The sequence below is a fragment of the Bradyrhizobium sp. SZCCT0153 genome (genome assembly GCF_018129995.1).
Classification (GTDB): domain Bacteria; phylum Pseudomonadota; class Alphaproteobacteria; order Rhizobiales; family Xanthobacteraceae; genus Bradyrhizobium; species Bradyrhizobium japonicum_G.
This window is the reverse complement of record NZ_JAFCKS010000001.1, coordinates 450,664-464,862: the sequence shown is the minus strand read 5'-3', so window position 1 is coordinate 464,862 and position 14,199 is coordinate 450,664. Positions and strand designations below refer to the sequence as shown.

General features: G+C 64.2%; 13 protein-coding genes. 3 read left to right on the top strand and 10 right to left on the bottom strand.

All coding sequences use genetic code 11. The annotated features are described in order from the left end of the window. Positions 1–22 precede the first annotated feature (22 nt). Entirely contained in the window at positions 23–484 is a 462-nt protein-coding gene (locus JQ572_RS02330) for a carboxymuconolactone decarboxylase family protein (RefSeq protein WP_211381363.1), read from the top strand. 126 nt (positions 485–610) lie between these two features. On the opposite strand, the gene JQ572_RS02325 is transcribed toward JQ572_RS02330, so the two are convergent. From JQ572_RS02325 to JQ572_RS02300, 6 genes are all read right to left on the bottom strand, one after another. Next, entirely contained in the window at positions 611–1,471 is an 861-nt protein-coding gene (locus tag JQ572_RS02325; protein WP_211381362.1) for a D-amino-acid transaminase, read from the bottom strand. Between the two features lie 122 nt (positions 1,472–1,593). Continuing rightward, positions 1,594–2,325 (bottom strand): amino acid ABC transporter ATP-binding protein, encoded by a 732-nt coding sequence (locus JQ572_RS02320; RefSeq protein ID WP_211381361.1) that lies wholly within the window; start codon positions 2,323–2,325, stop codon positions 1,594–1,596. Positions 2,326–2,337: 12 nt separating this feature from the next. Then, entirely contained in the window at positions 2,338–3,030 is a 693-nt protein-coding gene (locus JQ572_RS02315) for an amino acid ABC transporter permease (RefSeq protein WP_211381360.1), read from the bottom strand. Positions 3,031–3,032: 2 nt separating this feature from the next. After that, positions 3,033–3,764, bottom strand: coding sequence for an amino acid ABC transporter permease (locus JQ572_RS02310; RefSeq protein WP_211381359.1), 732 nt, complete (start codon positions 3,762–3,764; stop codon positions 3,033–3,035). 118 nt (positions 3,765–3,882) lie between these two features. Then, entirely contained in the window at positions 3,883–4,794 is a 912-nt protein-coding gene (locus JQ572_RS02305) for an amino acid ABC transporter substrate-binding protein (protein ID WP_211381358.1), read from the bottom strand. 102 nt (positions 4,795–4,896) lie between these two features. Further along, the gene (locus JQ572_RS02300; protein ID WP_211381357.1) at positions 4,897–6,282 is read right to left on the bottom strand and encodes a M20 family metallopeptidase; all 1,386 of its coding nucleotides are present in this window, start codon (positions 6,280–6,282) and stop codon (positions 4,897–4,899) included. 262 nt (positions 6,283–6,544) lie between these two features. Between JQ572_RS02300 and JQ572_RS02295 the strand changes: the two genes are divergently transcribed. Beyond that, a complete protein-coding gene (locus tag JQ572_RS02295; RefSeq protein ID WP_211381356.1) occupies positions 6,545–7,924 on the top strand; it encodes an LLM class flavin-dependent oxidoreductase in 1,380 nt (459 codons plus the stop codon). Positions 7,925–7,963: 39 nt separating this feature from the next. Here JQ572_RS02295 and JQ572_RS02290 read toward each other — a convergent pair whose 3' ends face one another. The 4 genes from JQ572_RS02290 to JQ572_RS02275 form a co-directional block, all read right to left on the bottom strand. After that, positions 7,964–9,625 carry a thiamine pyrophosphate-binding protein gene (locus tag JQ572_RS02290; RefSeq protein WP_211381355.1) on the bottom strand — a complete coding sequence of 554 codons (1,662 nt, stop codon included), beginning with the start codon at positions 9,623–9,625 and terminating at the stop codon, positions 7,964–7,966. A gap of 109 nt (positions 9,626–9,734) precedes the next feature. Further along, positions 9,735–10,238, bottom strand: coding sequence for a GFA family protein (locus tag JQ572_RS02285; protein WP_211381354.1), 504 nt, complete (start codon positions 10,236–10,238; stop codon positions 9,735–9,737). Positions 10,239–10,418: 180 nt separating this feature from the next. After that, positions 10,419–11,546, bottom strand: a complete 1,128-nt coding sequence (locus JQ572_RS02280) for an alkene reductase (protein ID WP_211381353.1) — start codon at positions 11,544–11,546, stop codon at positions 10,419–10,421. A gap of 118 nt (positions 11,547–11,664) precedes the next feature. Next, positions 11,665–13,161, bottom strand: a complete 1,497-nt coding sequence (locus JQ572_RS02275; protein WP_211381352.1) for an aldehyde dehydrogenase family protein — start codon at positions 13,159–13,161, stop codon at positions 11,665–11,667. Between the two features lie 183 nt (positions 13,162–13,344). Between JQ572_RS02275 and JQ572_RS02270 the strand changes: the two genes are divergently transcribed. Then, positions 13,345–14,190 carry an SDR family NAD(P)-dependent oxidoreductase gene (locus tag JQ572_RS02270; protein ID WP_211381351.1) on the top strand — a complete coding sequence of 282 codons (846 nt, stop codon included), beginning with the start codon at positions 13,345–13,347 and terminating at the stop codon, positions 14,188–14,190. Positions 14,191–14,199: the final 9 nt, after the last annotated feature.

Genomic DNA, 14,199 nt, shown 5'->3' with positions numbered 1-14,199 from the left:
CTAGCAAGCAAGGAGATCGACCATGAAACCCCGCATGAACTTCTACCAGGCAGCCCCGGACACGATGAAGGCGCTGATGGCGCTGGAAGAGCAGATCCAGTCGACGGGCCTCGAGAAATCGCTGATCGAGCTCGTCAAGATCCGGGCCTCGCAGATCAACGGATGCGCCTTCTGCATCAACATGCACACCGAGGACGCCCGCAAGCGCGGCGAGACCGAGCAGCGCATCTATCTGCTCAACGCCTGGCGTGAATCCCCGCTCTATACCGATCGCGAGCGCGCCGCACTGGCCTGGACCGAGTCGGTGACGCTGATCTCGGAGACGCACGCACCTGACGACGTCTACGAACAGGTCCGCACGCAATTCTCCGATGCGGAGACGGTGAACCTGACCATGCTGATCGGCGCCATCAATGCCTGGAACAGGATCGCAATCGCGTTCCGTGCGGTGCATCCGGTGAAGGTGAAGGCCTCGGCGGCGTAGGCCGCAGCCAAATCTCGTAGGGCGGGTAAAGCGAAGCGTGCCCACCTCTTTTGGGCAACCGCGAAGAAGACGTGGGCACGGCGCAAGCGCGCCTTTGCCCACCCTTACGATAGCTGAGTATGTGGCTTAGACCGCCGTCGCCTTGGCGAACTCCACGTAGATCTCGCGAAGCCGCGCCGCCATCGGGCCGGGTTTGCCGTCGCCGACCTTCTTGCCGTCGATCGCAACCACCGGCTGGACGAACAGCGAGGCCGAGGTGGCGAAGGCTTCCTTGGCTGCAAGCGCTTCGGCGACCGTGAACGAACGCTCCTCGACACGGAGCTGGCGCTCCTCGGCGAGCGCGACCACCGCCTTGCGGGTGCAGCCCGGCAGGATCGCGTTGGAGTTCTTGCGGGTCACGATGACGTCGTCCTTGGTGAGGATGAACGCCGAGGACGAACCGCCTTCGGTGACATAACCGTCTTCGAGCATCCACGCTTCGCCGGCGCCGGCTTCGGCTGCGGCCTGCTTCGCCAGCACCTGGGCCAGCAGCGCCACGCTCTTGATGTCGCGCCGCTCCCAGCGGATGTCGGGCACGGTGATCACGTTGATGCCGGTCTTGGCTGCGGCCGAACCGATGATGTCTTTCTCCGAGGTGAACATCACCAGGCTCGACTTGACGTCGCCCTTGGGGAAGGCGAAGTCGCGGCCCTTGTCGGCGCCGCGCGTGACCTGGAGGTAGACGAGGCCGTTCTCGACCTTGTTGCGCGCAATCAGCTCCTTCTGGAGCTCGGTGATGCGCTCGAGCGTCTCCGGAAGCTTCAGCTTGATCTCGCCGACCGACCGCTCCAGCCGCGTCAAATGCGAAGCGTTGTCGATCAGCTTGCCGTCGAGCACGGCCGAAACCTCGTAGATGCCGTCCGCAAACAGGAAGCCGCGATCCAGGACCGAGATCTTGGCGTCCGAGAGCGGGACGAATGAGCCGTTAACGTAGGCGATCGAGTCCAAGGCAGGTCTCCTGGCGGGAATAGGGATTACCCGCCGGTATAAGGGATTTGTTGTTGCCACGAAACCCTCAACCCGTCATTCCGGGCCCGCGCCGGGCGGCACGTCCCGGAATGACGGCGGGATCAGTGGGACAAGATCTTCGACAAGAACTTCTGCGCGCGGTCGCTGCGCGGCTTGCCGAAAAAGTCTTCCTTCGCCGCGTCCTCGACGATCTCGCCGCGGTCCATGAAGATCACGCGGTTGGCGACCTTGCGGGCAAAGCCCATCTCGTGGGTGACAACCATCATGGTCATGCCTTCATGAGCGAGATCCACCATGACGTCGAGCACCTCGCTGACCATTTCCGGGTCGAGCGCCGAGGTCGGCTCGTCGAACAGCATCACGATCGGGTCCATCGCAAGCGCACGCGCGATCGCGACGCGCTGCTGCTGGCCGCCAGACAGGTTCGCGGGAAACTTTTGCGCCTGCTCCTTGAGGCCGACGCGCTCCAGCAGCTGCATGCCTTTCGCCATCGCCTTGTCGCGCGACCGGTCGAGCACCTTCTGCTGCGCAAGGCAGAGATTGTCGATGATCTTCAGATGCGGGAACAGCTCGAAGTGCTGGAACACCATGCCGACGCGCGAGCGCAGCTTGGGCAAATTGGTCTTGGGGTCGTTGACCTTGGTGCCGTCGACGCTGATGTCGCCGCTCTGGAACGGCTCCAGCGCATTGACGCACTTGATCAGGGTCGACTTGCCCGAGCCCGAGGGGCCGCAGACCACCACGACCTCGCCCTTGGTGACGCTGGTTGTGCAATCGGTCAGCACCTGGAAGCTCGGGCTGTACCATTTGTTGACGTGGCTGATTTCGATCATGAGCGGCTAGCCCTAGCGAATGATGGCGATGCGCGCCTGCAGTCGGCGGACGCCGAAGGACGCGATACAGGAAATGGTGAAGTAGACGACGGCCGCGAACAGATACATTTCGACGAGGCGCCCGTCGCGCTGCGCGACCTTGCTCGCCGCGCCCAGGAAGTCCGTGATCGAGAGGACGTAGACCAGCGAAGTATCCTGAAACAGCACGATGGTCTGCGTGATCAGCACCGGCAGCATGTTGCGGAAGGCTTGCGGCAACACGACGTAGCGCATGGTCTGGGCGTAGGTCAGCCCCAGCGCGCTGGCCGCGGCCGGCTGGCCGCGCGAGATCGACTGGATGCCGGCGCGCATGATCTCGGAGAAGTATGCCGCCTCGAACATGATGAAGGTGATGAGCGAGGATGCGAAGGCGCCGACACTGATCGGACGCGAGGCGCCGGTCACCCATTGCCCGATATAAGGCACCAGGAAGTAGAACCAGAAGATCACCAGCACCAGCGGCAGCGAGCGCATGAAGTCGACATAGACGCCGGCGATGCGCCCGAGGATCTTGTGGCCGGACAGCCGCATCAGCGCGAGCGCCGTGCCGAAGACCAGGCCGCCGAGGGCTGCAAGCGCCGTCAGCGTCAGCGTGAACCTCATCCCCTCAAAGAACAGATAGGGCAGCGCACGGCGAATGACGTCGAAATCGAGATTGGCAAACATCGCTATTTCCCCGTGATGTAGCCGGGGATCGCGACCCAGCGTTCGAGGAAGCGCATCGCGGTCACGACAACGGCGTTGACGAGGAGATAGAGCAGGGTCGCGGCGGTGAAGGCTTCGAACACCTGGAACGAGAATTCCTGCATCGAGCGCGCCTGCCCGGTCAGCTCGAGCAGACCGATCGTGATCGCGACCGCCGTATTCTTGATGGTGTTGAGGAATTCGGAGGTCAGCGGCGGCAGGATGATGCGGAACGCCATCGGCAGCAGCACGTAGCGATAGGCCTGCAAGGTGGTGAGGCCCAGCGCAGTGGCCGCCATCTTCTGCCCTCGCGGCAGCGAGCCGATACCGGCCTGCAGCTGAACGGCCACGCGCGCCGACATGAAGAAGCCGATGCCGATCGCCGCCGTCCAGAACGGCGCGTTCGGCAGTTGCTTCAGCCAGGTACCGGCAGCCTTCGGCAGCAACTCCGGCAGCACGAAGAACCACAGGAAGAGCTGCACGAGCAGCGGCATATTGCGGAAGAATTCGACCCAGCAGAAGCCGAACCAGTCCGCGCCCCGGGAGGGAAGCGTGCGCATGACACCGACGAGCGAGCCGAAGATCAGCGCGATGATCCAGGCGAGCGCGGCCGTCTTCAGGGTCAGCACCAGTCCCGACAGCAGCATGTCGAGATAGGTGCCTGTCCCCATCGGGTTCGGCTCGAAGAAAATTCCCCAGTTCCAGTGGTAGTTCACGTGTCCCCCGCGCGAACGCGCCAATCATAGATATCCCGGGCGCCTATGCAAATGTCCGGCCACTCTGGTGTCAAGAGTGGCCGGACACGATCTCGATCTCTGGGACCGAGGATCTATCTTACTTGTAGTCGTCCGGGTTCGGCGAATCCGTGGGCTTCGCGAACTCGTTCTTCAGCTCGGGCGAGATCGGTGCGTTAAGGTTCAAGCCCTTCGGCGGGATCTTCTGGGTGAACCACTTGTCGTAGATCTTCTGGCCTTCGCCCGAGGTGTAAAGCGCGGCGGTCGCCGCATCGACCACCTTCTTGAACGGCGCGTCGTCCTTGCGCAGCATGATGCCGTAGGGCTCAGGCTTGGAGAACGCGTCCTTGGAGATGACGTAGTCGCCCGGCGACTTGGAGCCGGCGACGAGGCTGGCGAGCAGGATATCATCCATCACGAAGGCGACCGCGCGGTCGGTCTCGACCATCAGGAAGGCTTCGGCGTGGTCCTTGGCCGGGATGATGTTGGCGCCGAGCTTTTTCTCGACGTTGGCCTCGGTGAGCTGCTTGATGTTGGTGGTGCCGGCGGTCGAGACCACCGTCTTGCCCTTGAGGTCGTCGATCGACTTCAGGCCGCTCGACTTCTTGAAGACGTAGCGGCTGGCGGTCAGGAAGTGGGTGTTGGTGAAGGCGACCTGCTTCTGGCGCTCGGCATTGTTGGTGGTCGAGCCGCATTCGAGATCGATGGTGCCGTTGGCCATCAGCGGGATACGGGTCGCCGAGGTCACCGGATTGAGCTTGACCTCGAGCTTGTCGAGCTTGAGCTCCTTCTTCACGGCGTCGACGATCTTGTAGCAGATGTCCATCGCGAACCCGACGGGCTTCTGGTTGTCGTCGAGATAGGAGAACGGGATCGAGGAGTCGCGGAAGCCCAGCGTGATGGCGCCGGTGTCCTTGATGTTCTTCAACGTGCCGGTCAGCTCCTGGGCCCCGGCCTGGCTGACGGCGAAGGTCGCGGCGAGCGCGAGGCCGATGCTACGGAAATGTTTCACTATTTTGGTCCCCTTTCAGGATGATGCGGCCCGGATGCAAGCACAGATTGGGCCGGATTAGAATGTGACTTTCGGCTGGCTTGTGGCTCAGGTTAATGGGCTCTAGGTCAGCGGCTTGGGTAATTCCCCGAGATCCCAGAACAGCCCGGCCATCACCGTCAAGGCCTCTTCGGTCAGTGGCAGCAGGATGTGCTCATTGGGCGCATGCTGGGAGCAGCCGGGATAGGAGTGCGGGACCCAGATCGTCGGCAGGCCCAAAATCTCGGAAAACACGTCGTTCGGCAGCGAGCCGCCGAAGTTCGGCAGCACCGCCGGCGCCTTGCCAGTTGTGTCCTTCACCGAACCCGCCGCCCATTTGATCCAGGGGCTGTCGAAATCCGTGCGCGAGGCGGCAAAGCTCTGCGCCGCCCGCACCTCGACCATCGGAAAACCCTTTGCGACCAGATGCGCGCGGACGGCATCGATCAGGCCGTCGACCTTGGTGCCGACCACGAAACGCAGTTGCAGCACGGCATTGGCATGGCCAGGAATGGCGTTGGCGGGCTTCTCGATATTGCCGGACGACATCGCCAGCACTTCCAGCGTGTTCCAGGCATACAACCGCTCGGCTGCCGACAGACCTTCTTCGCCCCAATTCTCCGCAAGCGCGGGCTCGTCCTCGGTCGGCACCACCTGCACATCGGCAAGATAGCTGCGGATCTGGTTGGTGAGCCGGGGCGGCTTCAGCGCGTCGAGTTGGAGGCGGCCGTGGCCGTCAACCAGCGTCGAAATGGCGTTGACCAGAATGGTCGCGGGGTTGGCGAGCACGCCTCCCCAATTGCCGGAATGATGCCCGCCGTCGCGCAAATTAACGTCGAGATGAATGCGGATGCCGCCACGGCAGCCAAGAAACAGCGTCGGACGGTCGGCGGACAGGCGCGGCCCGTCGGACGCCATGAACAGATCGGCCTTGAGGGCGTCGCGGTTGAGATCGCAGACCTTGCCGAGATCGGGCGAGCCGATCTCCTCGCCCATCTCGACGATAAATTTGGCATTGAAGCCGAGCTTGCCGCCACGGGCGTCGCGCACCGCACGAAGCGCGGCCATGTTGATGCTGTGCTGGCCCTTGTTGTCGGCGGTGCCGCGGCCGTAGAGGCGCGCGCCCGCAACGGTCGTGCGCCAGGGATCGCGGCCGTCGCGCCACTCGCCCTCCATGCCGTCGACGACGTCGCCATGACCGTAGATCAGCACGGTCGGCGCCGTCTCACTCTCGATATGTTCGGCGAACAGGAAAGGCGCCTTGCCGCTCCGGGATTCGACGATGCGGCTGGTGAAATCGAGCGCGGCAAAGGAGGGCATCATCTCCTGTTCCAGATAGCCGCGCAGCTCCGCGCCACGCGACGGATTCTGGCTTTCGGTCCGATAGGCGACGCGGCGGTCGAGCTCGGTGAGGAACGTGCCGGATGTGAAATCCTCACGGGCACGGGCGATGGCGTCGGCTCTGGTCATGACTTGCTTTTCGGGCTTCGAGGCGAAGGAGCCTACCCGAGACAGGGTGCCCTTCGAAAGTGGCGGGGACGTGGGTAGTCTTGTAGTTCGCTTGTAGTTCTCTTGTGATTTCGTTCTTGCTCTCTTGAGATTGGCTTGCCAAGAGCGGACGCGCCGCCGATTTTGGCCTTGCCAAGGTCGCGTTATATGCAAGAACTTCGCCAAGTTGGGGCGCACGTCTATCATTCGAAGAGCGCCCGGTACAGGGCGCCGGGGGATCAGCATGGCGAAGCAAATCAGGCTCAACGCTTTTGCGATGAATTGCGTCGCACACCAATCACCGGGCCTGTGGACCCACCCGCGCGACCGCACCGCCGAATATAACCGCCTGCCCTACTGGATCGATCTCGCCAAGACGCTGGAGCGCGGGCGCTTCGACGGCTTGTTCCTGGCCGATGTGCTCGGGGTCTACGACGTCTATGGCAACAGCCCTGACGCAGCCTTGCGCAACGCAGCGCAGACGCCGTCGAACGAGCCGCTACTGCTGCTTTCGGCGATGGCGGCTGTGACGCAGAACCTCGGCTTCGGGGTCACCAGCAATCTCTCTTTCGAGCCGCCCTACCCGTTCGCGCGGCGGATGTCGACGCTCGATCACCTGACCGAGGGGCGCATCGGCTGGAACGTCGTCACCGGGTATCTCGACAGCGCAGCGCGCGGCGCCGGCAAGGACAGGCAGACCGGACATGACGACCGATACGACATCGCCGACGAATATATGGAAGTCGTCTACAAGCTCTGGGAAGGGAGCTGGGAGGACGACGCGGTGTTGCGCGACAGGGCGCGCGGCATCTTCACCGATCCCGGCAAAGTTCATCGCGTCAATCACGAGGGCGCAAATTACCGCATCAACAACACCATTCACCTCAGCGAGCCGTCGCCGCAGCGGACACCGGTGCTGTACCAGGCCGGTACCTCGCCGCGTGGTCGGCAGTTCGCGGCACAGCACGCCGAATGCGTGTTCATGTCGGGGCCGTCGGCCAAGGTGATCGCGCCGCGCGTCGCCGCAATCCGCCAGGAGGCGGCTGCGCTCGGCCGCAACCCGGCAGAGATCCTGATGTTCTCGATGATGACGATCATCCTCGGGCGGACCGAGGCCGAGGCAAAGGAAAAGTATGCCGACTATCGCCGCCACATCAGCCCGGAGGGCGCGCTGGCGCTGATGTCGGGATGGACCGGCGTCGACTTCTCCGGCTACGACCTCGACCAGCAGGTGCGCCACGTCCAGAACGATGCCGGCCGCAGCGCGATGGACAACGTCACCCGCGCCGATCCCGACCGGGTCTGGACCGTGCGCGACGTGATCGAGCATGTCGGCGTCGGCGGTGCCGGCCCCGTGGTGGTCGGCACCCCGGAGATGGTCGCGGACAAGATCGAGGCATGGTTCGAAGCGACCGATGTCGACGGCCTCAACGTCGCGTTTGCGATTTCGCCGGGCGATTTCGAGGACATCGCCGACATGCTGGTGCCGGAGTTGACGCGGCGTGGCCGATACAAGCCGGAGTATGCGAAAGGCACGCTGCGGGAGAAGCTGTTCGGTGCCGGGCGTGCGCGGCTAGGTGCGCCGCATCCGGCGGCGGGGTATCGCGTGGGGAAGAAGGGGTAGGCTGCGACACATCTCGGGCGTTGTCCCGGCGAAGGCAGCCTACACCTTCCCGTCCACCATCACCTCGATCAGCTTCGTCCCCGGCCGGCCGAACGCCGACGACAGCGTCGGCTTCAGCTCGCGGGGATCGCTGATTTTGATCGCCTCGCAGCCCAGCGCCTTCGCGACTCCCGCAAAGTCCACCGGCGGATCGACGAAATCCATGCCGACGTAATTGTCGTCGCCATGAAAGGCGAGCAGGCGCTGCTTGATGATGCGGTAGCCGCCGTTGTTGGCGATGACGACGTTGAGCGGCAGCTTGTGATGCGCCGCGGTCCACAGCGACTGGATCGAATACATCGCGCTGCCGTCGCCGGAGAAGCACACGACGGGGCGATCCGGATTAGCGATGCTGGCGCCGACCGACGCCGGCAGGCCCCAGCCGATGCCGCCGGAGGCAAGGCCGTGGTAGCCATAGCGATCGCGATGCGGACGCAGCGCCGTGATCTGGCGGCTTGACGTGAGGCCTTCGTCGACGAGGATCGCGTGATCAGGCATCGCCTCGACCATTTGCAGGACCAGAAAGTCCGGATCGATCGGGTTGCGGCCGGCGCTGTTGCCGATCTGCTCGACCAGCGCGGCACGCCGCGCAGTCCAGTTCTTCGGCGCAAGCTCGGCGAGACGTTGCCTGGCGCGGCTCGCCAGTGCAGCGCCACCCATCTCCTTCAGCACCGGTATCAGCGCGCGCAGCGTTTCCTTCAAATCCGCCTTCAGCGCGATCTCGGCGCCGTAATTCTTGGCGATCTCCCAATCGACGAGGCCGATCTGCACGACGCCGAGGCCCTCCGGCAGCGCATCGACCTCGCTGTAGACCGACATCCGCAGCGGATCGCCGCCGAGCGCGATCAGAAGGTCGTACGGCGCAAGCGTGTCGCGCGCCACCTTCTGCACCCGCGCCAGCGTGCCGACGAAGCTCGGGCTCTCCGAGAGGAAGTGCGCGCCATAGGGCGTCGATGATTGGTAAGCGGCCGCGCCGAGCAGTTCGGCGAGTTCGGCCGCTTCCTTCAGCGCATCGCTCTTGACCACCTCGTCCATGGTGACGATGACGGGACGCTCGGCCTTCAGCAACCGCGCGGCAAAGGCCTTCAGCGCCTCGTCAGACGGCTTGGTGCGCGTGTCGATGCGGGTGGAGCGGCCGAGATCGATGCCGGCTTCGCTGTTGAGGATATCGCCGGGCAGCGAGATGAAGACCGGCCCGGTCGGCGGCGTCGTCGCGACCTTGGCGGCGCGGCGCACGATGCGCGGCAAATCCTCCAGCCGCGTCACCTCGACCGCCCATTTCACCAGCGGTTCGGCCATCCGCACCAGCGGACCGTACAGGACGGGCTCCATCAGGCCGTGGCCCTGCTCCTGCTGACCCGCGGTGAGGATCATCGGCGTGCCCGTGAACTGGGCGTTGTAGAGCGAGCCCATCGCGTTCCCAAGGCCGGGCGCGACGTGGACGTTGCAGGCGACCAGCTTGCCGGAGGCGCGGCTGTAGCCGTCCGCAATCGCGACCACCAGGCTCTCCTGCATCGCCATCACATAGGTGAGGTCGGGATGGTCCTTCAGCGCATGCATGATCGGCAGCTCGGTGGTGCCCGGGTTGCCGAACAGATGCGTGATGCCCTCGTCCTTGAGCAGCGCGAGAAAGGCGGAGCGGCCGGTGATCTTATTCTTCATGTTTCCTCCAGGAGCGGACGTTGCCGCAAGGACTGAAAGCATGATGGCCGAAGTTTCGGGATGCGCGCAAGGAAGCGTGGTCATGGCTGCGTTGCGCCGGAGAGGGACGCTACATCTCCTCCCGCCCCAACTCGAACGGATCCTCGCCGCCCGCGCGCTTCTTTTTTTTCGAGCGCTGCCATACCACGCCCGGGAAACCCTTCAGCGGCACCAGCGGCTCGCCGGTATAGGCCCATTCCTGCAACTCCTCGATGGCGATGTGATAGAGCGGCTGGCGGCCGGTGCGCTCCCTGAACAGGGCGCGGGGAATGTTGACCATGTGCGGGCCGCGCGGCCGCTCATAGGCAATGGGCGTGCCGCAATGTACGCAGAAGCTGCGCGCGGTCTTGGTCGCCTTGTCCTCGTAGCGGGTGAGCGCGGACTTGCCTGAAATGATGCGAAAGCGCTTCTTCCAGCTTCCGACATAGGTGGCATAAGCGGCGCCGTGCGCGCGGCGGCTACTGGCCGAATGATCGTGCCAGGCCCAGCGCGCGGGAACGTCGATCTCGAAGGTAACCTTGCCGCAGAGACATTGACCGGTGGCGATTCCTGCGGCGGCTGCGGCTTTGGCCATGGAGCTTTCTCCGTCGTCATTGCGCGTGGCGAAGCAATCCAGACTGCCTCTGCGGAAAGACTCTGGATCGCTTCGCTGCGCTCGCAATGACGGAGTTTGTGGTGGCGATCGCGCGACAAATCAAACTCGCCATTCCGGAGGCGATGCGAAGCATCAAACCCGGAATGACTTGAGGAGAGATTACGCCGGCGTCAGTTCGTCATGCACCGGATAATCGGTATACCCTTTCTCCTCGCCGCCGTAGAACGTCGCACGATTATACGGCGTGATCGGGTAGTCGTGCTGGAGGCGCCGGGGCAGGTCGGGGTTGGAGATGAAGATGCGGCCGAAGGCAATGATATCGGCATGCCCCTCCGCGATGGCGGCGTTCGCCGTCTCGCCGGTAAATCCGCCTGCGGTCATCAGCACGCCGCTGTAAAGCGGGCGGAACAGCAGCATCGCCGACGGCACGTTCTGCCAGTTGACTTCGGCTCGCCCCGAGCCGCTGGAGCGTGGCTCGATGAAATGCAGATAGGCGAGGCCGAGCTTGTCGAGCGCCTTCACGACGTGAGTATAGAGCGGCATCGGATCGGGCTCGCCGGAATCATTGGCGATGCCATGGGGCGACAACCGCACGCCGACGCGGTTCGCGCCCCAGACGTCGATCGCGGCCTGCGTTACTTCGAGCAGAAGCCGAGCGCGGTTCTCGATCGAGCCGCCATATTGATCGGTGCGCTGGTTGCTGCGCGATTGCAGGAATTGCTCGAGCAGATAGCCGTTGGCGCCGTGGATCTCGACGCCGTCGAAACCGGCGGCCAGCGCGTTCTTCGCGCCCTGCCGGAACGCCTCGACGATGCCCTTGACCTCGTCCGTCTCAAGCGCGCGCGGCGCCTCGTAGTCGGAAACCTTGCCGTCGGCGGTCATCGCCTTCATGCCCTCGGCCTGGATCGGGATCGCCGAGGCCGAGACCGGCAGCGCGCCGCCGTGAAAGGAGGAATGCGAGACGCGGCCGACATGCCAGAGCTGGAGAAAGATGATGCCGCCCTTGGCGTGCACGGCATCCGTCACCTTGCGCCAGCCGGCGATCTGCGCGTCCGAATAGATGCCGGGCGTCGCCGGATTACCGCGACCATGCGAGAGCACGGGCGAGGCTTCCGCGATGATCAGGCCGCCCTGGGTGGCGCGCTGGCCGTAATACTCGGCGTTGAGCGGCCGCGGCGAAAAGCTGTCGCGCTCGGCGCGCATGCGCGTCAGCGGCGCCATCGCGACGCGATGCGCGAGCTTGTACGGACCGACCTGCAACGGTTTGAACAACGCCTCGAATTTCATGGGGGCCCCGAATGAATATGGAAGGATGCGGATCATATCGCGAGGGGCAGCCACCCGAAAAGGCGCCGCCCCGATAAAAACAAATATTCCCTTCCGCGGAACGCGGGGAGAACAGGCGTTAGGCCGTCTTGATCCAGACTGCCTTCACGTTGAGATATTCCTCGACATGCTGCTTGCCGGACTCGCGGCCGTAGCCGCTCATCTTGTAACCACCGAAGGGCACGGCCGGGTCCATCGCCTGGTAGCAATTCACCCACACGGAGCCGGCGCGCAGGCTCTTCGCAACGGCATGCGCCTTGCTGACGTCCCGCGTCCACAGGCCGGAGCCGAGACCGAACGTGGTGTTGTTGGCGCGCTTGACCAGTTCGTCCATGTCCTTGAACGCGATCGCGGAGATCACGGGGCCGAAAATCTCCTCCTGCGCGATGCGCATGTTGTCCTGGACGCCCGCGAACACCGTTGGCGAGACGAAGAAGCCCTTCGACAACGCGCCTTCGGTGACGCGGCCACCGCCGGCCAGCGCCTTGGCGCCTTCCTTCTGTCCGATGTCGAGATAGCTCGTGACGCGCTCGAGCTGCTGCTCGGAGACGAGCGGACCGATCTGGGTGTTGGGATCGAGGCCGTTGCCGACCTGCAGCTTCTTGCCGAACTCGGCGACGCGGCCGACGAATTCATCGTAGATCGCCTGCTCGACGAACAGGCGCGTACCGGCGCTGCAGATCTGACCGGAATTGGCGAACACCGCCATCGCGGCACCCGGCACGGCCGCATCGAGATCGGCATCCGCGAACACGATGTCCGGCGACTTGCCGCCGAGCTCGAGCGAGACGCGCTTGAGATTGCCCGCCGAAGCGCGGATGATCGACTGTCCCGTAACATGCGAGCCGGTAAAGGCGACCTTGTCGACATCGTGATGCGAGGCGAGCGCCGCACCTGCGGTCTCGCCATAGCCCGGCACGACATTGACGACACCGGGCGGGATGCCTGCCTCCATCGCCAGCTCGGCGATGCGCAGTGAAGTCAGCGGCGCTTCCTCGGCGGGCTTGAGCACCACGGTGCAGCCGGTCGCGATTGCCGGGCCGATCTTCCAGATCGTGGCGGTGAGCGGGCCGTTCCAGGGGATGATGGCGCCGACGACGCCGATCGGCTCTTTCAGCGTGTAGGAGAAGATCTCGCCCGGCAGCGAGTTCTCGATCGTCTCGCCATGGATCGCAGTGGTCTGGCCCGCGTAATAGCGCAGCATGCCGACGGCGCGCAGGCGATAAGCGCGGGTGCGGCTGAGCGGCGCGCCCATGTCGAGCGTGTCGAGCTGCGACAATTCGTCGAAATTTTTCTCGACGAGATCGGCGAGTTTCAGGAGCAAGTTCTGCCGCTCGAACGGCTTGACCCTGCTCCAGGGCCCTTCGAAGGCGCGGCGGGCGGCGGCGACCGCACGGTCGATGTCTTCCTTGTCGCCCTCGGCGACGGTTGCGAGCAGTTCACCGGTTGCAGGGTTGTGGGTCTCGAAGCGCTTGCCTGAAGCAGCATCGACCCACTTCCCGTCGATCAGCATCTGCTTGTAGGACCCATTGGCGAACGGATGGCGCGTGATCGGAATCGCCTGCGACACAGCCATGGCTGCACTCCCTGTCAAATGATTGATTGGTTCGATCTGGGCAGGATCGTTGGGTCGAGAGGATACAGCGGTGCCGGATGGGCGTAAAGGCGGCGCGGAACGAAGACCTCCCATGCCGACTTGTGCAGGGTCGAAATGTCGCCATGTTATGGCTCGACCGAGCCGCTCCCCGGAGAAAGATCCATGCCACATTCCGCCATCGTCAAAGACAATGTCGCCGTGATCACCGGCGGCGCATCCGGCATCGGATTCGCCGCTGCCGCGGCTTTCGCGCGCACCGGCCTGAAGGTGTGCATCGCCGATGTGGATCAGGCGCGGATGGCGGAGGCCGCGACAAAACTGTCATCCATCGCGACGGCCACAGATGTGATGACATTCGCCGTCGACGTCGGCAACGCCGAGAGCGTGGCGGAACTTGAACGCGCCGTGCGCGAACGCTTTGGCGGCGCCGACATCCTCATGAACAATGCCGGCATCCAGCCGGGCAGCACGCTGTTCGGCGAGCCCGACAACTGGCAGCGCATCATCGGCGTCAACATGTGGGGGATCATCAACGGCTCACGCATCTTCGCACCCGGCATGATTGCGCGCGGCAAGGCCGGCTTGATCATCAACACCGGCTCGAAGCAGGGCATCACCACGCCGCCCGGCGATCCCGCCTACAATGTCTCCAAGGCCGGCGTGAAGGCGTTCACCGAGGCACTCCAGCACGAGCTGCGCAATACGAAGGATTGCCGCATCACCGCGCATCTGCTGATCCCAGGCTTCGTCTTCACCGGCCTGACCGCGAAGGGCCGGATCGAGAAGCCGGCCGGGGCCTGGACGGCTGAACAGACAGTGAATTTCATGCTGACGCGGCTGGAGGCCGGCGATTTCTACATCCTGTGCCCGGACAATGACGTGCCGCGCGCGCTCGACGAGAAGCGCATGCTGTGGGCCGCAGGTGACATCGTCGAGAACCGCCCGCCGCTGTCGCGCTGGCATCCGAACTATGCGGATGCGTTCGCGGAGTTTGTGAAGGGCGAGTAGGCGCGCACC

What these genes read in the sequence shown, in the direction of transcription:
- JQ572_RS02275 (WP_211381352.1), bottom strand. Translation starts at nt 13,161, where the DNA reads ATGGCTGTGTCGCAGGCGATTCCGATCACGCGCCATCCGTTCGCCAAT.
- JQ572_RS02330 (WP_211381363.1), top strand. Translation starts at nt 23, where the DNA reads ATGAAACCCCGCATGAACTTCTACCAGGCAGCCCCGGACACGATGAAG.
- JQ572_RS02280 (WP_211381353.1), bottom strand. Translation starts at nt 11,546, where the DNA reads ATGAAATTCGAGGCGTTGTTCAAACCGTTGCAGGTCGGTCCGTACAAG.
- JQ572_RS02285 (WP_211381354.1), bottom strand. Translation starts at nt 10,238, where the DNA reads ATGGCCAAAGCCGCAGCCGCCGCAGGAATCGCCACCGGTCAATGTCTC.
- JQ572_RS02270 (WP_211381351.1), top strand. Translation starts at nt 13,345, where the DNA reads ATGCCACATTCCGCCATCGTCAAAGACAATGTCGCCGTGATCACCGGC.
- JQ572_RS02320 (WP_211381361.1), bottom strand. Translation starts at nt 2,325, where the DNA reads ATGATCGAAATCAGCCACGTCAACAAATGGTACAGCCCGAGCTTCCAG.
- JQ572_RS02315 (WP_211381360.1), bottom strand. Translation starts at nt 3,030, where the DNA reads ATGTTTGCCAATCTCGATTTCGACGTCATTCGCCGTGCGCTGCCCTAT.
- JQ572_RS02290 (WP_211381355.1), bottom strand. Translation starts at nt 9,625, where the DNA reads ATGAAGAATAAGATCACCGGCCGCTCCGCCTTTCTCGCGCTGCTCAAG.
- JQ572_RS02300 (WP_211381357.1), bottom strand. Translation starts at nt 6,282, where the DNA reads ATGACCAGAGCCGACGCCATCGCCCGTGCCCGTGAGGATTTCACATCC.
- JQ572_RS02295 (WP_211381356.1), top strand. Translation starts at nt 6,545, where the DNA reads ATGGCGAAGCAAATCAGGCTCAACGCTTTTGCGATGAATTGCGTCGCA.